This window comes from Dehalococcoidia bacterium, assembly GCA_022449765.1.
GTDB lineage: Bacteria > Chloroflexota > Dehalococcoidia > Lucifugimonadales > Australimonadaceae > UBA2963.
This window is the reverse complement of record JAKUPZ010000001.1, coordinates 21,970-42,537: the sequence shown is the minus strand read 5'-3', so window position 1 is coordinate 42,537 and position 20,568 is coordinate 21,970. Positions and strand designations below refer to the sequence as shown.

The following is a 20,568-nucleotide window of genomic DNA, read 5'->3' as shown; positions in this document are numbered from 1 at the left end:
CAAACGATCCACCTTCTGTAAATCTAGCGAATTCTATCAGGCGAAGCGACTTGGCGAAACTATCCTTAGTTTACCTCGCCTTCATTTTCTTCTTCTTCCCCTATTTCAACCTCATATAGATCATCTTTTGAATCAATAAAATCGATATATAATTTCCCATCTAAATGATCATTTTCATGTTCAAGTGCCTGAGCAAGTAAATCGCCAACGCCCTTATATCTGATTGGTCTTCCTTCCAAATTTACTGCCCTAGCCCAAACTTTTTCTGCGCGCAATATTCTCCCCTGCCAGCCTGGAAGACTTAAGCAACCTTCGGTGACTTCCCGCTCACCCTCCTTACGAGTGATTTCCAAATTGATCAATATAGTGGGCTCGTCGTCCTCAGGCATTTGTATAACGCAAATTCGCTTCAATGAACCTATTTGATTAGCAGCCAATCCAACTCCATTGTAGTAATACATGGAGTCCACCATATCTTGAGCCAAACGACTAAGTTCTTGGCTTTTAAAATCTCTAATTTTTTTAGCCTTCTGCCTCAGTACAGGATCGGGAATATAATGCATTTCTAATACAGACATATTACGATTATACGTTTTTTCTAGCATCAATACTGCTAAGAAAAACTCTCAGGATCTACATCCACGGTCCATGCTGGAGGAATAGCTATCTTGTCAATTAAATATTCAGGCGTGACAGAACGAACAAAAATATGCCATCTCCAAGAATTTTTTATCTTATGGGGTATTGAAGGTGCAGGACCAATTACTTGGACAGACGTCATATCCCATTCTCGAACCACTTTGTTCAAAAAATTCTTAAACCGCATAGATTCCTTTGCTCCGATATCGTAATTAGATTGCTCTAACTGAAACCGAATCATTTTGGTGTAGGGTGGATATAACATTGCCTTCCTGTATTTAATTTCAGCGTCATAGAATAATTCATAATCCTGCGCAGCAGCAGCCTGAATTGCGTAGTGTTCAGGCATGTACGATTGAATAATCACATTACCTTGGCCTGATCCACGACCTGCGCGCCCGGCAACTTGGGTAAGCGTTTGAAAAGTCCTCTCGCTGGCACGGAAATCAGGCAAATGCAGTCCTATGTCTGCTAATACGACTCCAACCAAATCTACAGATGGTATATCTAAGCCTTTTGCAACCATCTGAGTACCTATTAATACATCAGCATCATGGCTTGCGAAAGACTGCAGAATCCTTTCATGCGCCTTAATATTTTTTGCAGAATCACTATCCCATCGCAAAATACGTGCTGACGGTAGAAATTGTCTAAGCTGAGTCTCTACCCCTTCAGTTCCAATGCCCATAAATTTGATTCGAGTACTTCTACATTTTGGGCATTTAATTGGGACTTCTCTCTGTCGACCACAATGATGACATAAGAGCCGCTGCTGACCTCCATTTTGATGAAAAGTCATTCCCGTAGAACAACGATTGCAATTAACAACAATTCCACATTCGCGACACTTAATCACTCGTGAAGAGCCTCTTCGATTTAAAAATAAGATCGATTGCTTTTTTGATTCCAAATTAGCAATTAATTGCTCCTTCAGTGCTCGACTGAAGATACTACGGTTCCCTGTTTTTAATTCCTCTCGCATATCAATGATTTCAACGTTAGCGGTATCTCTCTCTGCCCCAGATCGTTCCACTCTCTTGCGTAATTCAAGTTTTCTGATTAAGCCGCTATTGGACTTAAAAGCAGTTCCTATATCTGGAGTAGCACTTCCTAAAATAACTACCGATCCTAAGGTTTGAGCCATATATCTTGCTACATCACGGGCATGGTATCTAGGCGAAGGTTCTTGCTGCTTATACGTCCATTCATGCTCTTCATCCAGAATGATTAATCCCACATCACTCAGTGGTGCAAACAAAGCGCTACGTGTTCCTATAACTATGTTTCGATCACCGTTTAAAATTTTCCACCATTCTTCGCCCTGTTGATTAATAGTCATTCCGCTATGCAAAATACCTACACTCGAAGAAAACCTTGCTTTAAATCGGCCTAAGATTTGTGGGGTCAATGCTAATTCTGGGACAAGCACAATCGCATTACCCCCCAATTCGAGACAGTGAGCTATCGCCTGAAGATATATTTCAGTCTTTCCACTCCCTGTAATTCCATGTAGCAACCAAGTTGTTCCATTACTAGTAAGTTTTTCATCGAGAGATTGTTTTATATGATCTAGGGCTTTTTTTTGCTCAGGCGTAGGCAATTTGGGTAGCTCTAGGATTGCTGGTCGATCGCCAGCAGTATTGGCCGTAATTAGTCGAGCAAGACCAGCGTTTACAATCGAAGCAACCGCATTAGAACCAAAGAATTTTCTGGCTCTTACAAGTTCTAATCTATTCCGCTTAGCTAATTCATTTAATAATGCGAGTTGTCTCTTTGCTTGGGGGTGATTCGTAATGAACATACGCAAGCTCTCGCCTTTTGAGATTAGCTCAAGAAAATTGGGACGTTCGGAGCTATGTTTGCGCGTATGCTCTCGAGTTACCAGCTCAATTAAACCTTTGTCACTCAGGCGCATTACTGTATTTCTAACCCAAGCCCCTCGTGAATTAATTAATCCCTGTAACGAGTAGGTACTATTAGAAGATTGAACTAAAAATTCCATCAAGGCTTTCTCGCCTTTCTGCAAGTCAATGTGATCAATAGTGGCAGGGTCTGCCTTTACTTCTATATGAATGCTTGGCCTCTGACGAAGACCTGGAGGAAGCATTGGTGAAATAGCTTCGAACAACGATGACCTGTAGTAATTTGAAATCCATTTGGCCATACTTAATTTTTGTAAATCTATTAAAGGAGCATGCTCAATAATCGAGTCAATCGGTTTCGTGTAATTAACGTCAGGAAATTCCTTCAACTCAATTACTATCCCTCGTATGAACCTAGATCCAAAAGGAATGCGAACTAATTGCCCTACCCTTACTTCTAAATGAGCTGGTATTGAATAAGTAAAAGCATCGTCACGATTGGAAGTGCGAGCCTCTACGATTACACGAGCAAATTTTATATTGCTTATCACATCTATCTGATCGCCCAAAACAGCAACTCCAGTGTTGACCACTGGAGTATACAATCCGTTAATTCTTACAGAAATTAGATAATGGCAGTACTAGCGCTTACCGCCAATAGTACGTTCCTTGATCCGTGCAGCTTTACCTGATAAGCCTCTTAAGTAGTAGAGCTTAGCACGCCTGACTATACCCTTACGAACTAACTCTACGCTTTCTACATTGGGTGAGTGGAAGAAAAATGAACGTTCTACGCCAATACCTGAAGCTACTCTTCTCACGGTAAAAGAACTAGAAGGTCCACCAGCCCTCTTGCGAAGTACAACACCTTGGAATCCTTGTAACCTTTGGCGCTCACCTTCTCGAATCCAAACATTTACTTTTACAGTGTCGCCCGATTGGAATTCACAAATTTTTTCGTTTGGCACAAGAGCCACTACATCACGCGGTTCCATAGTTCACCTAAGTAACAATTGAAATAAACAACCCTGAAATTATAGTTTCCTCACTTAAAAACAGCAAGATTCTTGCACCTACCTCACAAAGATAGTGCGGATTCCGAGTTTTATTAATCAATTTCTTTTTCCGTTCCAGCAGTCTATAGACTGCTGGAACGGAAAAATCAGTGTTGACAATTAATCCAGAGAGAATTATCATATTCTAGTTGGTGGTTTGAGCGGAGTGGACCCACCCGTACCCATCCCGAACACGGAAGTGAAACGCTCCAGCGCTTACGATACTGGTAGGGCAACTTGCTGGGAAAATAGGTCACCGCCAGCTTAAAATATATACCCGGGCGATGCCCGGGTTTTTTATTTCTATCGCACAATAATTTATTTTTATTTCTGCCAGTTATACCCACTTCCTGGGTTTACAGCCTCAAAGGATAAACATAAAATTTTATGCAAATAACTGACGGTGTATTAAATGGCATACAAGCCTAATTTCGATAATTCTGAGCAACCTACTATGGCTGAATTACTTGCGAGCGAAGAAGCGCATGCTGAACTTCGCACAGGTCGCATAGTAAAAGGCCAAGTTATGGGCATGGATGAAAATGGTATATCTCTTTCCGTAGGCTATAAATTCGAAGGAATGATCCCTTCTAGTGAAATTCGATCTATTTATCCAATGCCTGCGACCGAACGATTCAAAATCGGAGATTCCATCGACGTTATGGTTCTAGACACTAAAGCGCGAAATGGTCAAATTATGCTTTCATTTGACCGGGCCCAATCAATCACTGCTTGGGCCAAAGTAGAAAATTCCTTTGAGCAAAATGAATCCGTTTCGGGGATAGTAACTGGGCATAACCGTGGAGGCGTTGTAGTCAATGTTGACGGCTTACAGTGTTTTATCCCGCTTTCCCATGTAGTTCTTGAGCCCGGCTACGATCAAGAAGTTGCGCTCACGAGAAAACTAGGCAGCACAGTCACAATGAAAGCTATTGAAGTAAACCGCAAGAAAAACAAAGCAGTCTTCTCAGAACGTAATGCAACTCAAGAAGAAAAAAATATATTAAAGGGTGAGCTTCTCCAAGGACTAGTGATAGGAGACCGCCGCGAAGGTACGGTAACGGGCATATCAAAATTCGGAGCATTTGTCGACATTGGCGGAGTAGATGGACTTGTCCATTTGACAGAATTATCTTGGAATCCCGTTAAAAAAATTGACGATTTCATCAATGTCGGGCAAACCGTTAATGTTGAAGTCATCAGCATAGATAATGAATCAAAGCGAATAGGCCTAAGCATGCGAAGGCTTACTCCTACTCCATGGTCGGATGCGTCCGACAAATATTCAGTAGGCCAACTTATATCTGGCCAAATAACTAAGCTGTCGGAATTTGGTGCTTTTGCCAAGGTTGGTGAAGGGATTGAAGGACTAATTCATATCTCAGAATTGACTGAAAAACACATCAATCACCCTAAAGATATTGTGACCATTGGGGATACACTTGAATTGAAAATCATCAGCCTAGACCCGGTTCGCCGCAGGCTAGGGCTCAGCCTAAAACAAGCTGCTGAAGATGAGGATTGGCCAACCGAATATTTTGATCCTGTTGATTGAGGTATCGCCTTATCTCGGTTATTGTGTTTAGATATGTAGAGGAGACTCCATGTCAAGCAGATTTGAAAAATTTTCAGAACGTGCAAGAAGAGTTCTTTCGCTCGCCCAAGAAGAGGCTCAGCGTTTCAATCATAACTACATTGGTACTGAACATATTCTTCTAGGCTTGGTCAGAGAAACTGACGGAGTTGCCGCACGCGTTTTAAGTAGTTTGAACGTTGAGCTTTCAAAAGTTAGATCAGCGGTCGAATTCATTATCGGCCGAGGGGAGCGACCTTCCCCTGGAGACATTGGCCTAACCCCTCGAGCTAAAAAAGTTATTGAACTTGCTGTTGATGAAGCACGCAGGTTAAGCCACCACTACATAGGTACAGAACACCTTCTAATTGGTATTATGCGAGAAGGCGAAGGAGTTGCCGCTGGAGTGCTTGAAAGCCTCGGGGTATCACTCGATAAAGTACGAGCTGAAACTACTCGTATCCTCAATCAAAGCGTGTCGCAAGGTAAATCACAAAGTCGGAGCAGTACCAGAACTCCCACGCTTGATCAACTAGGAATTGATTTGACTAGCTCAGCCCGCGCTGACAAATTAGACCCTGTAATAGGACGCAGTAAAGAAATCGCCCGTGTATTACAAATTTTGAGCAGGCGTACAAAAAATAATCCTGTTCTTATCGGTCCCCCTGGCGTGGGAAAAACTGCAATTGTCGAAGCACTGGCACAGCAAGTCACCTCAGGTGATGTTCCTGAGAATCTAGCAAACCGCAGGGTTGTTACTCTGGACATGGGGGCGCTTGTTGCAGGCACTAAATACCGCGGTGAATTTGAAGAGCGGCTAAAAAAAGTAGTGGAAGAAATTAAAGCCGCTGGTAACTGTATTTTATTCATTGACGAAATGCACACCATGGTCGGAGCAGGTGCCGCTGAGGGTGCAGTCGATGCCGCTAATATTTTAAAACCTTCGCTTGCTCGTGGAGAGTTGCAATGCATAGGGGCAACCACCCTAGACGACTATCGTAAATATGTGGAACGAGACCCTGCTTTAGAGCGTCGTTTCCAGCCAGTAAATGTAGAGGAACCTTCTACTGAAGAAACTGTCGAAATTCTTAGAGGGATAAAAGCTAAATTCGAAGAGCATCATGGCGTTACTATCGAAGACGAAGCACTACAAGCTGCTGCTACTTTGGCTTCGCGTTTTATAGCGGATCGCTACCTACCAGATAAAGCAATTGATCTAATGGATGAAGCTGGCTCAAAGGTCAGAATTCGATCAAGCGGCACTCCACTATCTGTAAAAGAATCCAAAAAAGTTTTGGAAACAGTCCGTCGTGAGAAAGATGAAGCAATCTCTCAACAGCAATATGAATATGCTGCAGAGCTCCGAGACCGTGAATTGAAACTTGCTGAAAAACTACAGCAATTACAAGAGGAGTGGCAGGCAAACGCTGATGAAGAAAAAGATTCAGTAACAAGTGAGGAAATAGCAGAAGTAGTAAGTATGTGGACTGGAATACCGGTTACACGTATGGCTGTTGAAGAGACGGAACGATTACTTAAAATGGAAGAGCACATACACCATCGAATAATTGGTCAAGATGAAGCTGTTCTTTCGATAGCGAAAGCAGTTCGTCGCGCACGGGCAGGATTAAAAGACCCTCGTCGACCAATCGGTAGTTTTATGTTCTTAGGACCAACTGGAGTTGGTAAGACTGAGCTTGCGCGTGCACTTTCTGAGTTCATGTTTGGATCTGACGAATCTATCATTCGATTAGATATGTCTGAATTTATGGAACGTCACACCGTAGCTAGACTTATTGGTGCACCTCCTGGGTATGTAGGCTACGAAGAAGGAGGGCAGCTAACCGATGCTGTTCGCCGACGCAGCTACACGTGCATTCTATTAGATGAAATTGAAAAAGCTCACCCCGAAGTATTCAATCTCCTGCTTCAAATATTTGACGATGGGCACTTAACTGATGCAAAGGGCCGCAAAGTAGATTTCAGGAACACTATAATTGTGATGACATCGAACATTGGGTCAGATTTAATCAAGCGTGATACTTCATTAGGCTTCGCTACTCTAGAGCAATCAAAGATGGAAGCCAACGCCTACGATAAAATGAAATCAAAAGTTGAAGAAGAGGTTAAACGCTTTTTCCGCCCCGAATTCCTTAATAGAATAGACGGGCAAATCGTGTTTCACGCCTTAACCCAAGAGCACATCGTGAGTATCGTAGACCTCATGTTGAATGACGTCCGAAAGCCGATGCTTGAAAAAGGTCTTAGCTTAGATGTAACAGAAGCTGCAAAAGCATGGCTAGGAGAAAAGGGATATGACCCAACATTTGGAGCCAGGCCTTTGCGACGCTTAATTGAACAGAAAATTGAAGACCCACTATCTGAAGATGTCCTCAGCGGAAAATTCCAGCCAGGTCAAACAGTTATTGTAGATGTTAACGAAGACCCTGCGCTTGATTCTTTGTTAATAAAACATGAAGTCCAAACTGAGCCAGCCCCTACTACTGCATAGTAATTCCACTGATAACAACTAAATAATTGTTATTTTGTAAGGCACTAGACACTCTCGCCTTGCGCCAAAGCAACATATGCTGCAGTATGAGGTCCTATGTTACGGCCTACCCAAAAAACTCATTTTCTTTGCCAGGATTGTGGTCATTCGTCTCCTAAATGGAATGGCCGCTGCCCCTCATGCCATAGCTGGGGGACTTTAATTGAATTTAAAGAAGAAAGTCCATCTGCCTCCAAACAATATAGGATTCCGGTTAATACGGAATCACAAGTAAGTACACTCGATGAACAACCCATTTCAGATGGCTCCCGAATTAGTTCCGGGTTAAGTGAGTTTGATCGTGTTCTAGGCGGAGGATTAGTAGCAGGATCGGTGCTTCTTTTAGCAGGCGATCCCGGAATAGGAAAGTCCACAATCCTACTGCAAGTTGCAAACTCTTTAACCCAGCAAGGGAAAAAAGTACTGTACCTTTCTGGTGAAGAATCTGGAACACAGGTTCGGATTAGAGGAGAGCGACTAGGAGTAGACACTTCAAAAATTTATTTCTTGTCTGAAACCGATACCGAAACTATTGGTCCTCATCTTTCAGCCTTATCTCCTGATATTCTAATCATCGATTCGATACAAACATTAACATCTTCCACCTCAAGCTCTACTGCTGGAAGCATCGTGCAAATACGCGAATGTGCTCAAATTTTCGTGAATTGGGCTAAATCATCAGGAAGTCCCACTTTTTTTACTGGTCATGTCACTAAAGAAGGGGCTATAGCAGGACCTAAAGTACTTGAACACATGGTAGATGTAGTTCTTTCATTGGAGGGAGACTCTTTCGGTAATTTACGTATGATCCGAAATTCAAAAAATCGATTTGGGTCCACCAATGATGTCGCATTATTTGAGATGACAGGCACCGGACTGGAGCAACTAACGGATCCTTCTGCAGCTTTAATTAGTGAACGCGATACTTCTTCTCCTGGATCATGTATTGCAGTTGCGCTTGAAGGATCTCGCCCCATCCTCTGTGAAATACAAGCTTTGACAAACCCTTCAACTTTTAACCCTCCTAGAAGGACCATAACCGGGGTGGATTTTAATCGCAGTATGATGATATCCGCGGTATTATCGCGACACGCTAATGTACAACTTGGGAACCAAGATTTAATGGTCAATGTCCCTGGTGGATTACGTATTTCAGAAACCGCTGTAGATTTACCTATTGCAGTGGCCATAGCCTCCAGCTATTTAGACAAGCTCGTAGACCCATCAAGTGTGATTATTGGAGAAATAGGACTCAACGGAGAAACCAGAAGTGCTTCAAACCTTGAAACTCGAATCAATGAAGCCTATAGGCAAGGGTACACTAAAGTAATCGTACCTCATTTCAATCAATCTAAATTTAAACTAAAACCCCCTATTGAAATACTGCCTGTAAGCAATTTAAGGCAGGCAATAACGCTATCTACAAAGTAGTAAAAACTTGTACTACATCTGAGTCTAGTAGATGATGAGATAGCAGAATGTGCATATACAAGGAATAATTGTGACTACACCTAACCCTAAGAAAAGATTGCCTGAATGGCTAAAAGTACGATGGGTTGGTGGGGAAAATTATTTGGGCATGCGTAAACTTTTGCGATCTGCAGATCTTCACACTGTGTGTGAGGAGGCTAGTTGCCCAAATATCGGAGAATGCTGGGAACGAAAATCCGCTACATTCATGATACTTGGAGACATATGCACACGTGCGTGTAGATATTGCGACGTAACTAGTGGAAAACCTCAGACTCTTGATTTGCAAGAGCCTCTACGATTAGCAAAAACAGTGCAGACATTAGACCTCAATTACTGCGTCATCACATCAGTTAACCGTGATGATTTGCCTGATGGAGGTGCCTCCATTTTTGCAGAATGCTTAAATCAAATAAATCGCAGTTCCCCTAACTGCAAAGTTGAAATTCTAACTCCTGATTTTGCAGGGAATCTGTCGGCTTTGCATACGGTATTGCATGCACAACCTGCCGTCTTTAACCACAACCTGGAATCTGTACGCCGAATATTCAAATCAGTCAGAAGCAAAGGTGATTATGACTTATCCCTCTCTATTCTAGAGGAGGCTCAGCGCTATGCGCCTGATATTCCTACTAAAAGTGGGCTTATGGTTGGGCTAGGAGAAACAGCGGATGAACTTCACGAAACATTCAAAGATTTGCGCAATGTTGGAGTCAAATTGCTTACAATAGGGCAATATTTGAGGCCTTCACAAAAGCATATCGAGATGGACCGATTCTATACACCTTCTGAATTTACAGAACTGGAACAAGATGCCTACAGTTTAGGTTTTGACAGTGTTGCAGCCGGACCACTTGTACGTTCTTCATACCACGCTGACGAACAGCACGCTGCAGCAACCGCCATTTAGCTTTTCCGAACTCTTACATATTCAATTAATTTCTCTAATGAAGATTTTGGTCTTGAGTATGGAAGCACCTCTAGGTTCAGCTTCGCAAGTTCACAATAGTTATCCACAACATCAAAAGATTCTGTAAGAGCAGACGAATCTTTGATTCTATCCACTAACTCTCGTAGGTCAATTTCTTCTCTACTGCCTGCTTTAAGCCTTAACAAAACGGGATCTTCTGGGTAACTTTTAGCGTAAATTAGTGCAGGCAAGGTAATGGTTCCTTGAATCAAATCATTCCCCACAGGCTTACCAAGTTCTTCTTCGGTACTAGTGAAATCTAAAATGTCGTCGATTATCTGAAAAGCAATCCCCAAGTTAATTCCGTACTGCTTCAGGTTTTCTGCGTATGAAGGTTCTGAGCCACTCAAAATTGCCCCTGATTCAGCTGCTGTACATATTAATGAGGCAGTTTTGTCATAGACACGTTGTTCATATTTTGCTATATCTTGCGTCCAATCATATACAGAAAAACGTTCAGCTAATTCTCCACGAGCTAGCTCCATAATTGTCTCAGAAAATCTTCGGATTACTCGTATATTCTTTGTATCGCATACAAACATTGCTGATGTAGCAAAAATATAATCCCCTAAGAGAACTGCAATATCATCTCCAAATATGCTGCTTGCAGTTGAACGTCCCCTTCGTAATCCCGCCTTATCTACCGTATCGTCGTGAATCAAAGTGGCTATATGTAACAATTCCACCGCAGTAGCCATCGTAATAACATACTCATTAATCTTTAAGCAGGCGGCCCCTGACAAAAGAGTAATGATTGGTCTAAGCTTTTTACCGCCGCTTATAACCGCATGTGAAACTACATCATTTGAAAACCCTGAAGATACCGCTAGATCTTGTAAATTGGATACGACACTCTCTAACTCTGTAATTACAGGCTCAGAAATGTAATTACTAATCTCATCCAACTCACCGGTATTAATCGAATTAGGCACAGTCAATTCCTCAACTATTCATCCTAGTTTTGAAACCATTTCATCAATGATTGAATCTTCTAACTTAGTGAAGAGCGGTGTCGGAGGAAGAATGTTAGTACCCGGCAAAGGTTTTTCTATTGCCCAACCTAAATTCTGAATCTCGCCAGTTTGCCCAAGCAATTCATGAAGCTTTTGTGAGCTAAACGGTATAAATGGATACATAACTATACGAAGTACCATAAGTACACAAACTGCTGTGTACAATGTTGTCCCTGCCAATGCAGGATCTTCTTTAATTTGCTTCCACGGAGCACGCTGATCAAGGTATCTATTGGCCTCACGGCTAAGCAACATCGCAGTACTTAATGCTTCCCTTAGCCTGACTCGACCCAAGCTAGAAGCGACTTTATCCATAATTTCTTCGCACTTATCTATTAAATCTTGGTCCACCTTGTCCAAAGCATTAGGAGTAGGAATTCTACCTTCAAAATTGCGATATATCTGAGTAAGCGTCCTATGGACCAAGTTACCAAACGTGGCTACCAGTTCGTCATTATTGCTTCGAACATAATCAGCCCATGAGAAATCTGAATCACCTGTCTCCGGAAGATTAGAAATTAAATGGTACCGCAAAGGGTCAGGATCAAACCTATCTAGGTACTCAGGAGCCCAAACTGCCCAGTTACGGCTTGTTGAAAGCTGACGTCCCTCAAGGTTCAAAAATTCATTAGCTGGTACGTCGTACGGTAAAATATAGTTACCATTCCCCATTAGCATCGCAGGCCAAATAATAGTATGAAATGGGATATTGTCCTTTCCAACGAAGTAATAGGCTTTAGTGGAAGAGTCCTGCCAAAATGGTCGCCAAGCTTCTGTGTCTCCTGAAAGCTCAGCCCATTCCACGCTTGCCGAAAGGTACCCAATAACAGCTTCAAACCAAACATAAATCCTTCTGTCTTCATAACCAGATACAGGAACTGATATACCCCAATCTAGATTTCTGGTAACAGCACGATCTTTAAGGCCTTCACTGAGAATTCCTTTAGAAAAATTACGAACGTTTGGGCGCCAATATTCTTTCGGTTCAATCCAAGAAAGTAATTGATCCTGGAAAGCACTAAGCTTTAGGAAAATGTGGTTTGAATCCCTGATCTCGACTTGATGGCGAACCCCATCAAGCACGTAAGCTATGTCGTGAAGATCAATTGGATCCAATATTGCTCCACAATTGTCACACTGATCACCTCTAGCATCAATAAATTCGCAATGGGGGCATGTGCCTCGAACATACCGATCCGGCAAGAATCTATCAAATGAAGGAGAGTAAGCTACTTTCATCGACGCTTCATACAAAAATCCTTTTTCCCATAATGAAGCCCAAATTTCATGAGTGATTCGTCGGTGAGTTTCCGTCATTGTTGTTGTAAACAAATCAAACGAAACGCCAAGTCGGTCCCAAGTATCCAAGAAGGATTTATGGTACCTGTCAACAATATCCTTGGGCTTGAGGCCTTCAGTGTCTGCTCTCATAGTAATAGGAGCTCCATGGCAATCGCTTCCCGAAACCATAAGTACCTCATTACCGATCATTCGATTAAACCGGGCAAAAACATCAGCCGGAAGATAGGCTCCTGCTAAGTGCCCTAAATGTGCAGGCCCATTAGCATAGGGCCAAGCTACTCCAATCAAAATTCTTTGCGACATGGATACTTAATTCTAACAGGATCCTGAACAATTAGCAGTCACTGGCCTACTCTGTTTCCCAAAATCTGTAAGCAGAGCGTCGCGAAACTCCAAGCTCTTTAGACACTTTTTTCGCAGCATCTCTACGACTAAATCCTTGTATTTTGGCTTTCTCCATAGATTTTTTCACAACCTCTATATCAGGGGGTTTTTCTATGGAACCTTCGCTATTACCTAGTATTACTAATACGAACTCTCCACGAGGGTTTTCAAAAAATTCAGAAGCCTCTTTGACAGTTCCTCTGAAAATCTCCTCGTGCAATTTAGTCAACTCACGGCAAATTGCTAATTCTCGGTTTCCGAAAGTTTCCAAAATTACCGCTAGCAAAGATTGAATGCGATGAGGAGCTTCAAATATCACTATGGGTTTACTATATGTTTTATGTCGCTCTAGAATTTCTTTACGAACATTGGTAGTACGAGCTAAAAAGCCAAGGAAAAGGAATTCATTTGCTGTAAAACCGGACACTGCCATTGAGGCTGTGAGGGAAGAAGCACCGGGCACACTTACGACTTTAATCCCTTGGGCATAGCATTCTGCAACCAATGACGCTCCCGGATCACTGATGCAAGGTGTCCCTGCGTCTGTAACAAGCGCAATATCAATAGTGCTTAATTTCTCTACTATATTTTTTACTCTGTCACCCGAGTTATGCTCATTAAAACTAATAACCTTTTTTTTGAGAGTTAGGTGATTAAGTAATTTTCTTGTCCTTCGTGTGTCTTCCGCGGCAATTAACTCGACTTCTCCCAAAACCCTTACAGCACGAAAAGTAATATCTTCCAAGTTGCCAATTGGAGTTGCGACAATGAATAACGTTCCTGCCATAATTAAGTTGACCCTTTCGTCCAATTGGTATAATTCAATTATGTACTATAAACAGTGACTCTGGGGTACAAAAGGAAATTATGGAAGCGTTATACAGCGAAGACGAAAAATTACTTTCAAAAAGCATGAGGGAATTCGCAGACAGCGAGATTGCTCCAAACGCGGCACGATGGGACGAGAACGAAGAATTCCCCTGGGCAAGCGTTGAAGCCATGAAAAAAATGGGACTCATGGGCATGACCTCTCGTCCCGAGTATGGAGGTTCAGGCGCTCCCTACGCTGAGCTTGCAATTGCCAGTGAAGAAATCGCACGCGTATGCATGTCAACAAGTACAACTCTTTTAGCTCACTTATCTTTAGGTGTTTCCACTATCGACAAATTCGCCAATGCCGAACAGTCTTCAAGATTCTTACCTGAAGCAAACGCTGGGAATAGCATAGTGGCATGGGCATTAAGTGAGCCTAGTTCAGGAAGTGACGCAGCAGATATGCAAACTACTGCAGTACGGCAAGATGCTGATAGCTATATCCTGAACGGTTCTAAAATTTTCATTACCAACGCAGAAGAATCAGGAGTAATAGTAATTTTTGTTGCCACTGATAGAGCCGCTGGTCACAAAGGAACCACAGCATTTGTAGTCGATTCAAATGCGAACGGAATTACCATGAAGCCCATGCACGGAAAACTGGGAATTAGAGGCTCGGGTACAGCTGAAATTAACTTTAATAACGTGGAGGTTCCTCTTTCAAATAGGCTCGGCGAAGAGGGGGAAGGGTTCAAAATTGCGATGACCGTGCTAGATTCCTCCCGCATATCACTTTCCAGTCAATCAGTTGGTATAGCACAAGGAGCGTTTGAAGCCGCCATAAAATACACCCAACAAAGAGAAACCTTTGGGGAAAAACTTAAAGAGCGTCAAGCGCTTCAATTTATGCTTGCCGACATGCATACACAAATTGAAGCGGCTAGGCTACTAACTCGAAGAGCAGCTCAGCTTAAAGATAACGGCCTTTCGCACAACCGAGAATCAGCAATGGCAAAGGTTTATGCTTCTGAAGCCGCTCATTACTGCGTGGATAAAGCTTTACAAATCTTCGGAGGCTATGGGTTTTTCAAAGAAAACCCTATCGAAAGAATGTATCGTGACCAAAGGATAAGTGAGATCTACGAAGGGACATCTGAGATTCAACGAATTGTAATAGCACGTAGCTTATTGAAAGAATATGCCGTCGATTAAATTCTACAACCAGGGAAAACCATAATGACTTTATCAAGTAGTGATACACGCGTAGGGGAATTAAACCATATTGGGATTGCCGTAATGAATATAGAAAAATCACTCGAGCAATTTTACGAACTTTTTGACTCCCCTGAAGCTTCAATCTTAGTCAATCATGAGCATGCAGTACGAGGAGCATTCATCGAACAAGGAGAAACTCACATAGAGTTGTTGGAGCCACTTAATGCAACATCGGTAATTGCCAAATTTTTAGAAACCCATGGAGAAGGAATCCACCATATGGCATTTACTGTCGGCAACGTAGACACAAAGGTTTCGGAGCTACAAAAATTAGGTATTTCAATTATCACCGGCCCTAGAGAAGGATTCACTGGTCGAATAGCGTTTACAAATCCTACTGATACTCACGGAATATTAATCGAACTGGTAACACCATTTAACCAATCCCACAATGAATGAACCAAGCAAAATCCTAATAGGAAAGCCAGGACTGGATGGGCACGACAGAGGTGCAAAGATGGTCGTGCGACTACTGGAAGATGCTGGCTTTGAGGTATTTTTCACCGGCATAAGGAAAACACCGATTGAAATCGCTCAACTTGCAAAGGATAAGCAAGTGGACGTGGTGGGTATAAGTATATTGTCTGGCGCTCATATGGAATTGATACCTGAGGTAATCAACTGCCTTCAATCTCTCGGCTTAGAACACGTCCCTGTAATAGCAGGAGGAATCATTCCCTCTCACGATCGCACTATGCTACTTGAGATGGGAGTTGCCGCTATATTTAGCCCAGGTTCTCGTTCGGAGGAAATAATTGCTAGAGTGGCAGAAATTACCGGAAGTAAAGTTCATATACCAGATCATACATAATTTCTATAGACTGAAAATTGAGGTATAATCCCTTGGTTGTTCAAGGTGCAATATGGAATTAGACTTCCAAATTAATGTTTCGCAGCTGCTTAAAACTAATGTTGGCTCTGTCAAAAAATTCGGATTAGATCAAGCTATCCTCGATCTTGAGGACGAAGATAGCGCATCAAAAATCGATGGCGAAGTACTACTGACTCGAACCGACCGAGGTGTCTGGGTATCAGGAATAGTAGAAATATATATATCTCTAGAATGTAGTCGATGCTTAGTTCATTACTCTTCATTAAACAAGATCGCTATCGATGACGAGTTTTTACCAAGTGTCGATATAAATTCTGGCGCCAAGTTGCGATATGCTGACACCGAAATCAACCAGGATACTTACAGTATCGACGCGCACCATGTATTAGATTTGAGTGAGGCATTACGTCAATACCGATTGTCTACAATGCCAATTGCGCCCTTATGTAGAGTAGACTGTAAAGGGATATGTACTGAATGTGGAATAGATTTAAATGTATCAAGCTGTTCTTGCGAACCATACCAAGACCAACGCTGGGCAAAACTACGGGAGTTACTGAATACTAATGGCACCATTACCTAAACGCAAAAGATCCAAATCCAGAGTAGGGACAAATAGGGCGCATCAAAATATCAAGCTTGGAAGCTTAGTCGAATGCCAGCGTTGTCATCAACCTATGAAGCCGCATCATGCATGCCCATCGTGCGGGTACTACCGAGGTAGGGATATCCTGAAAGTAGAAGCTGAGCTTCAATAGCGCATTTATGACAACATCTTTCCTTTTCCCTGGACAAGGTTCTCAAGCGGTAGGTATGGGTAGTGATCTTTTTGCTAATTCTAATGCTGCAAAACTTGTCTTTGAAGAGGCAGACTCCGTATTAAAGACCTCATTATCTAAGCTTATTTTTCAAGGTCCTTCCGCCGAGTTAACACGTTCTGAAAATGCACAACCTGCAATACTTTGCGTAAGTATTGCAATGCTGCGTGCAGCTCAGGAAGTTAAAGACCTAGCCACTGCTAATTATTATGCAGGCCATAGTGTTGGTGAATACACTGCATTGGTTGCATCCAATGCACTATCCTTTGCTGACGGTTTGCAACTGGTAAGAAAACGTGGAATGTTAATGCAATTAGCTTGCGAAGCTCAACCAAGCTCTATGGCAGCCCTCATAGGTTTAGATTACGAAGGTTCACTTGAGGCTTGCCTAGGAACAACTGCACAAGTAGCAAACGTCAATTCTGCGCAACAGATCGTAATTGGCGGACCACTAGATGGATTAGAGCAAGCTATTGAAAGAGCAAAATCCTTAGGCGCAAGGCGGGCCATAAATTTAGACGTTGCAGGAGCGTTCCATACTGAAGTAATGCGCCCAGCGCAAGAACCAATGGAAATAGAACTGGAAAGAATTCGTATAAATACCCCGATCTCTCCAATAATCGCAAATACGACAGGCGATCCCATTACAGAGCCTGAACAAATACGCGCAGAATTAAAGCAACAGTTATGCGGGTGCGTCTATTGGCTCCAATCCATGCACACATTGATTAATGAAAAAGTAAGCACCTACATTGAATTTGGGCCTGGTGGCGTATTAAGTGGATTGGCGAAAAGAATTGCACCAGAAGCTCGTGCCATATCAATGGCGAGTTACGCCGTGCTAGATGATCTACCTTGAATATTTAGATACTGGAATAGACCTGTGATTCAGCCTACAAAAACCCCGATTAAAAAAACCCCACAGCGAAAAGTGCGGTTACTCGCCCTAAAAGTTCTATATGAATGTGATTTAACAATGCACGATTGGGCTTTTGCCCTGGAGTCTCATTCTCCAAAAGGGAAAACTTCTTCCAAAATTAATGCATTAGCTAGGGAAAAAATCGAAGGTGTACTTAATCAAAAAACATCCCTTGACGAAATAATCCAGTCGCTAGCTCCTACATGGCCTATAAGTCAAATCTCAGCAATTGATAGGAATGTTCTACGAATGGCCATATTTGAACTGCAACAGGGCTCGACAATCCCGATCAAAGTAGTTATCAATGAAGCTATTGAAATTGCAAAGGATTTCGGGAGTGAAAATTCAGGGAAATTTGTTAACGGAGTGCTTGGTTCTTTGTTAGATAGCTCAAATGAAATCATTACTAACTTAAGGCATAATAAAGTTTTGAAATGATATTAACTTAGGTAATATACGTAATAAGGTAAGCGAGGATTAATATATGGCTACAGTTTTTGATCGAGTAAAGGATGTTGTTGTTGATAGGTTAGGATCTGACGGCGATACCGTGCAGCCAGAGGCATCCTTTGTTGATGATCTTAATGCGGACTCATTAGATCTAGTCGAATTAATAATGGGATTCGAGGAAGAATTCTCTACAGATGATAAGCAAGTAAAAATATCGGATGAAGATGCTGAAAAAATTCGAACTATTCAAGATGCAGTGGACTTTATAAAGGCACAAGGGGTGTCTGATTAATTTCTGAACAAATGTCTGATATCAATACATGTTCAGATGAAATACGAGCCTGCCAGCTTTGTGCACTCGCAAAAACGCGTACTTTAGCCGTCCCAGGCCATGGATCCGTAGATGCAAAGATTTTATTTGTAGGCGAAGCTCCAGGTGCCAATGAAGATCGGCAAGGAATTCCTTTTGTTGGTGCTGCAGGGCAGATATTGGATAGAATGCTTAAGTTAATTCAACTTGACCGAAGTGCTGTTTTTATCACCAACATAGTCAAGTGCAGACCTCCAAACAATCGTGATCCGTTTCCAGATGAGAAAGAAGCATGTTCTAGCTATTTAGACCGGCAGATAAATATGCTTAACCCATACGTAATTGTCCCGTTGGGGCGCCATGCTGCTTCTCATTGGTTCCCGAATGAACCCATTAGTAAAATTCGTGCTCAGCCACGGCAGATAGGAAATTTAACTTTATTTCCTCTGTATCATCCCGCAGCGGCCTTGCATAACGGAAAATTAAGAGAAGCAATCCAAGCTGATTTCCTAAAGCTCGGAGAGCTACTAGTTACTCTAAGTTTTAATAATCGTCCAACGACTAGATCAACACCCGAGGTATCTAAAGACCCTTATCCTTCATCCGACAAAACTCCTAGTCAAATGAGAATGCTCTGATGTCTAAAGAAATAAAAATCATCCCTTTAGGAGGGCTTGGAGAAATTGGAAAGAACATGCTATGCATTGACTACGATAAAGATATTGTAGTCGTGGATGCTGGCCTCATGTTTCCTAAAGACAACATGCCTGGTGTAGATCTTCTTCTTCCCAATACAAATTATCTTGAGGAGAATAAAGCTCGTATAAAAGGTATTTTAATTACCCATGGACACGAGGATCATATCGGTGGACTACCTTACCTATTACGGAAAATTAATGCTCCCGTGTATGGCCCACCCCTTGCATGCGACCTCATTAAAACGAAGTTAAATGAACACCCTAGTATCAGTAAATCTGTAATCAAAGAGATCAAGACAGGTGAGCGTATAAAGCTAGGTAAATTGTCCATAGAATACTTTCAAGTGAGCCATAGCATCCCGGATGCTTGTGGCGTGATCATCAAAACCCCCTTAGGAACAATCGTTCATACTGGAGACTTCAAAATCGATCATACGCCTATTGATAACAGAGCCGCCGATCTCCAACGATTGGGAGAAATAGGAAAAGAGGGCGTATTACTCCTACTTTCTGATTCAACATATGCTGAGGTTCCTGGCTACACGCCATCAGAAAAAACCGTAACAGAAACGCTCGATTGGGTTATCGGAAAAGCTACAGGAAGAGTTTTGGTCGCCACTTTTGCATCATTGATAGCTCGGGTTCAGCAAGTCGTCGACGTTGCAATAAGGCACAACCGCAAAGTGTCTTTGTTAGGCCGTTCAATGGTTAACAATATGACAATGTCTCTTGAAAGAGGTTACCTGAAGGCTCATTCACAAACCATCATTCCATTAGAACAACTGAATTCTCTTCAAAATGAATCTCAATTAATTGTGTTGACTGGTGCCCAAGGAGAGCCAATGTCCGTTTTGACTAGAATCGCAAACCGGCGCCATCGGGAGATCTCCATTTCTGAAGGAGACACAGTTATTATTTCTGCATCACCTATACCTGGAAATGAAGTAGCCGTTGCATCAGTAATTGATGGCCTTACTAAGCAAGGCGCAAAAGTCATTACACGCAGAAATATACCGGGAGTTCATGTTCCTGGACATGCAAGCCAAGAAGAACTAAAACTGATGCTAAGGCTTCTTACTCCTAAATATTTCATCCCAATACATGGGGAATATAGGATGCTAGTAGCACACAGTGAACTCGCAAAAGAAGTAGGCGTAATTCAACAAAATATTTTTGTCCTTCAAGATGGAGATGTACTCGGGATTGATGCTAATAGTGCAAAATTACTCGAAAAAATCCCCGCTGGCGATATCGTGATTGACGGCCTTCAAATGTGGGATCTGCCCGCAAATATCATTCAAAACAGGCGCACTTTAGGAAGAAATGGGATTGTCCTAGTAGTAGTAACTTCCTTCGCAGAAAATAGCTTCGCCCCAGGTATCGAAATAGTTTCCAAAGGTTTTGTTGACATAGACGACGGTAGTAATAAAGTAATAGAAACCGCGAAGGATCTTCTCATTGAATCTATAAAATCCGTCAATTTGGAAGACCATGACGAAGCAAGCCTCAACCGTATCTTTGCTGAAGTACTGAAGCCTTTCTTTAGCAAAGAAACAAAAAAACGCCCGATGATAGTCACTACCTTAATTAAGCATTAACAGCCTTCTAAAACAAGAGTTCAAACCCTATTAAAT

Annotated in this window: 20 protein-coding genes and 1 rRNA gene; 15 read left to right on the top strand and 6 right to left on the bottom strand. The window is 42.2% G+C overall.

Annotated features, from left to right (window positions below):
- Nucleotides 1–65 precede the first annotated feature (65 nt).
- Genes def through rplS form a run of 3 tightly spaced genes read right to left on the bottom strand, consistent with a single transcriptional unit; the run spans nt 66 to nt 3,496 of the window.
- Entirely contained in the window at nt 66–578 is a 513-nt protein-coding gene (def, locus tag MK127_00190; protein MCH2531225.1) for a peptide deformylase, read from the bottom strand.
- Between the two features lie 35 nt (nt 579–613).
- Nucleotides 614–3,094: a primosomal protein N' gene (priA, locus tag MK127_00185; protein ID MCH2531224.1), complete on the bottom strand. Its 2,481-nt coding sequence runs from the start codon at nt 3,092–3,094 to the stop codon at nt 614–616.
- 48 nt (nt 3,095–3,142) lie between these two features.
- On the bottom strand, nt 3,143–3,496 hold the full coding sequence (gene rplS, locus MK127_00180; GenBank protein MCH2531223.1) for a 50S ribosomal protein L19: 354 nt from the start codon (nt 3,494–3,496) through the stop codon (nt 3,143–3,145).
- A gap of 208 nt (nt 3,497–3,704) precedes the next feature.
- On the opposite strand from rplS, the gene rrf reads away from it, so the two are divergent.
- The 5 genes from rrf to lipA all read left to right on the top strand — a co-directional run bounded on the left by rrf (nt 3,705) and on the right by lipA (nt 10,060).
- Nucleotides 3,705–3,821 (top strand): 5S ribosomal RNA (gene rrf / locus MK127_00175).
- Between the two features lie 147 nt (nt 3,822–3,968).
- Entirely contained in the window at nt 3,969–5,111 is a 1,143-nt protein-coding gene (locus tag MK127_00170) for a S1 RNA-binding domain-containing protein (GenBank protein ID MCH2531222.1), read from the top strand.
- Nucleotides 5,112–5,160: 49 nt separating this feature from the next.
- The gene (locus MK127_00165; protein MCH2531221.1) at nt 5,161–7,641 is read left to right on the top strand and encodes an ATP-dependent Clp protease ATP-binding subunit; all 2,481 of its coding nucleotides are present in this window, start codon (nt 5,161–5,163) and stop codon (nt 7,639–7,641) included.
- A gap of 96 nt (nt 7,642–7,737) precedes the next feature.
- Nucleotides 7,738–9,111, top strand: a complete 1,374-nt coding sequence (radA, locus tag MK127_00160) for a DNA repair protein RadA (GenBank protein ID MCH2531220.1) — start codon at nt 7,738–7,740, stop codon at nt 9,109–9,111.
- Nucleotides 9,112–9,181: 70 nt separating this feature from the next.
- The gene (gene lipA, locus MK127_00155; GenBank protein ID MCH2531219.1) at nt 9,182–10,060 is read left to right on the top strand and encodes a lipoyl synthase; all 879 of its coding nucleotides are present in this window, start codon (nt 9,182–9,184) and stop codon (nt 10,058–10,060) included.
- Here lipA and MK127_00150 read toward each other — a convergent pair.
- The 3 genes from MK127_00150 to rsmI are packed head-to-tail and all read right to left on the bottom strand — an operon-like array spanning nt 10,057 to nt 13,606.
- On the bottom strand, nt 10,057–11,052 hold the full coding sequence (locus tag MK127_00150) for a polyprenyl synthetase family protein (GenBank protein MCH2531218.1): 996 nt from the start codon (nt 11,050–11,052) through the stop codon (nt 10,057–10,059). The genes lipA and MK127_00150 overlap by 4 nt on opposite strands.
- 18 nt (nt 11,053–11,070) lie before the next feature.
- Entirely contained in the window at nt 11,071–12,738 is a 1,668-nt protein-coding gene (metG, locus tag MK127_00145) for a methionine--tRNA ligase (GenBank protein MCH2531217.1), read from the bottom strand.
- 46 nt (nt 12,739–12,784) lie between these two features.
- Nucleotides 12,785–13,606: a 16S rRNA (cytidine(1402)-2'-O)-methyltransferase gene (rsmI, locus tag MK127_00140; GenBank protein ID MCH2531216.1), complete on the bottom strand. Its 822-nt coding sequence runs from the start codon at nt 13,604–13,606 to the stop codon at nt 12,785–12,787.
- An 80-nt stretch (nt 13,607–13,686) separates the two neighbouring features.
- Here rsmI and MK127_00135 point away from each other — a divergent pair, with 80 nt between their 5' ends.
- From MK127_00135 to MK127_00090, 10 genes are read left to right on the top strand one after another with little or no spacing between them, the layout of a single operon-like run.
- Complete coding sequence (locus tag MK127_00135; GenBank protein MCH2531215.1) at nt 13,687–14,844, top strand: acyl-CoA dehydrogenase family protein; 1,158 nt, start codon at nt 13,687–13,689, stop codon at nt 14,842–14,844.
- 24 nt (nt 14,845–14,868) lie between these two features.
- Nucleotides 14,869–15,306, top strand: coding sequence for a VOC family protein (locus MK127_00130; GenBank protein MCH2531214.1), 438 nt, complete (start codon nt 14,869–14,871; stop codon nt 15,304–15,306).
- Nucleotides 15,299–15,718, top strand: a complete 420-nt coding sequence (locus MK127_00125; GenBank protein MCH2531213.1) for a cobalamin B12-binding domain-containing protein — start codon at nt 15,299–15,301, stop codon at nt 15,716–15,718. The genes MK127_00130 and MK127_00125 overlap by 8 nt, the downstream gene beginning before the upstream one ends.
- Before the next feature lie 52 nt (nt 15,719–15,770).
- Nucleotides 15,771–16,322, top strand: coding sequence for a DUF177 domain-containing protein (locus MK127_00120; protein ID MCH2531212.1), 552 nt, complete (start codon nt 15,771–15,773; stop codon nt 16,320–16,322).
- On the top strand, nt 16,306–16,497 hold the full coding sequence (gene rpmF / locus MK127_00115) for a 50S ribosomal protein L32 (GenBank protein MCH2531211.1): 192 nt from the start codon (nt 16,306–16,308) through the stop codon (nt 16,495–16,497). Before MK127_00120 ends, rpmF begins: the two co-directional genes overlap by 17 nt.
- Nucleotides 16,498–16,504: 7 nt before the next feature.
- Nucleotides 16,505–17,416 (top strand): ACP S-malonyltransferase, encoded by a 912-nt coding sequence (gene fabD / locus MK127_00110; GenBank protein MCH2531210.1) that lies wholly within the window; start codon nt 16,505–16,507, stop codon nt 17,414–17,416.
- A gap of 24 nt (nt 17,417–17,440) precedes the next feature.
- Nucleotides 17,441–17,914 (top strand): transcription antitermination factor NusB, encoded by a 474-nt coding sequence (nusB, locus tag MK127_00105; GenBank protein MCH2531209.1) that lies wholly within the window; start codon nt 17,441–17,443, stop codon nt 17,912–17,914.
- Nucleotides 17,915–17,960: 46 nt separating this feature from the next.
- Nucleotides 17,961–18,218 (top strand): acyl carrier protein, encoded by a 258-nt coding sequence (locus tag MK127_00100; GenBank protein MCH2531208.1) that lies wholly within the window; start codon nt 17,961–17,963, stop codon nt 18,216–18,218.
- A gap of 11 nt (nt 18,219–18,229) precedes the next feature.
- Nucleotides 18,230–18,874, top strand: coding sequence for a uracil-DNA glycosylase (locus MK127_00095; protein MCH2531207.1), 645 nt, complete (start codon nt 18,230–18,232; stop codon nt 18,872–18,874).
- Nucleotides 18,874–20,532, top strand: coding sequence for a ribonuclease J (locus tag MK127_00090; protein ID MCH2531206.1), 1,659 nt, complete (start codon nt 18,874–18,876; stop codon nt 20,530–20,532). The genes MK127_00095 and MK127_00090 overlap by 1 nt, the downstream gene beginning before the upstream one ends.
- The last annotated feature ends 36 nt before the right edge of the window (nt 20,533–20,568 follow it).

Excerpts from the sequence above, each read along its gene's own strand:
- def (MCH2531225.1), bottom strand. The coding sequence starts at position 578 with ATGTCTGTATTAGAAATGCATTATATTCCCGATCCTGTACTGAGGCAG.
- rplS (MCH2531223.1), bottom strand. The coding sequence starts at position 3,496 with ATGGAACCGCGTGATGTAGTGGCTCTTGTGCCAAACGAAAAAATTTGT.
- MK127_00170 (MCH2531222.1), top strand. The coding sequence starts at position 3,969 with ATGGCATACAAGCCTAATTTCGATAATTCTGAGCAACCTACTATGGCT.
- MK127_00165 (MCH2531221.1), top strand. The coding sequence starts at position 5,161 with ATGTCAAGCAGATTTGAAAAATTTTCAGAACGTGCAAGAAGAGTTCTT.
- radA (MCH2531220.1), top strand. The coding sequence starts at position 7,738 with ATGTTACGGCCTACCCAAAAAACTCATTTTCTTTGCCAGGATTGTGGT.
- metG (MCH2531217.1), bottom strand. The coding sequence starts at position 12,738 with ATGTCGCAAAGAATTTTGATTGGAGTAGCTTGGCCCTATGCTAATGGG.
- rsmI (MCH2531216.1), bottom strand. The coding sequence starts at position 13,606 with ATGGCAGGAACGTTATTCATTGTCGCAACTCCAATTGGCAACTTGGAA.
- MK127_00135 (MCH2531215.1), top strand. The coding sequence starts at position 13,687 with ATGGAAGCGTTATACAGCGAAGACGAAAAATTACTTTCAAAAAGCATG.
- MK127_00130 (MCH2531214.1), top strand. The coding sequence starts at position 14,869 with ATGACTTTATCAAGTAGTGATACACGCGTAGGGGAATTAAACCATATT.
- MK127_00125 (MCH2531213.1), top strand. The coding sequence starts at position 15,299 with ATGAATGAACCAAGCAAAATCCTAATAGGAAAGCCAGGACTGGATGGG.
- MK127_00120 (MCH2531212.1), top strand. The coding sequence starts at position 15,771 with ATGGAATTAGACTTCCAAATTAATGTTTCGCAGCTGCTTAAAACTAAT.
- rpmF (MCH2531211.1), top strand. The coding sequence starts at position 16,306 with ATGGCACCATTACCTAAACGCAAAAGATCCAAATCCAGAGTAGGGACA.
- fabD (MCH2531210.1), top strand. The coding sequence starts at position 16,505 with ATGACAACATCTTTCCTTTTCCCTGGACAAGGTTCTCAAGCGGTAGGT.
- MK127_00100 (MCH2531208.1), top strand. The coding sequence starts at position 17,961 with ATGGCTACAGTTTTTGATCGAGTAAAGGATGTTGTTGTTGATAGGTTA.
- MK127_00095 (MCH2531207.1), top strand. The coding sequence starts at position 18,230 with ATGTCTGATATCAATACATGTTCAGATGAAATACGAGCCTGCCAGCTT.
- MK127_00090 (MCH2531206.1), top strand. The coding sequence starts at position 18,874 with ATGTCTAAAGAAATAAAAATCATCCCTTTAGGAGGGCTTGGAGAAATT.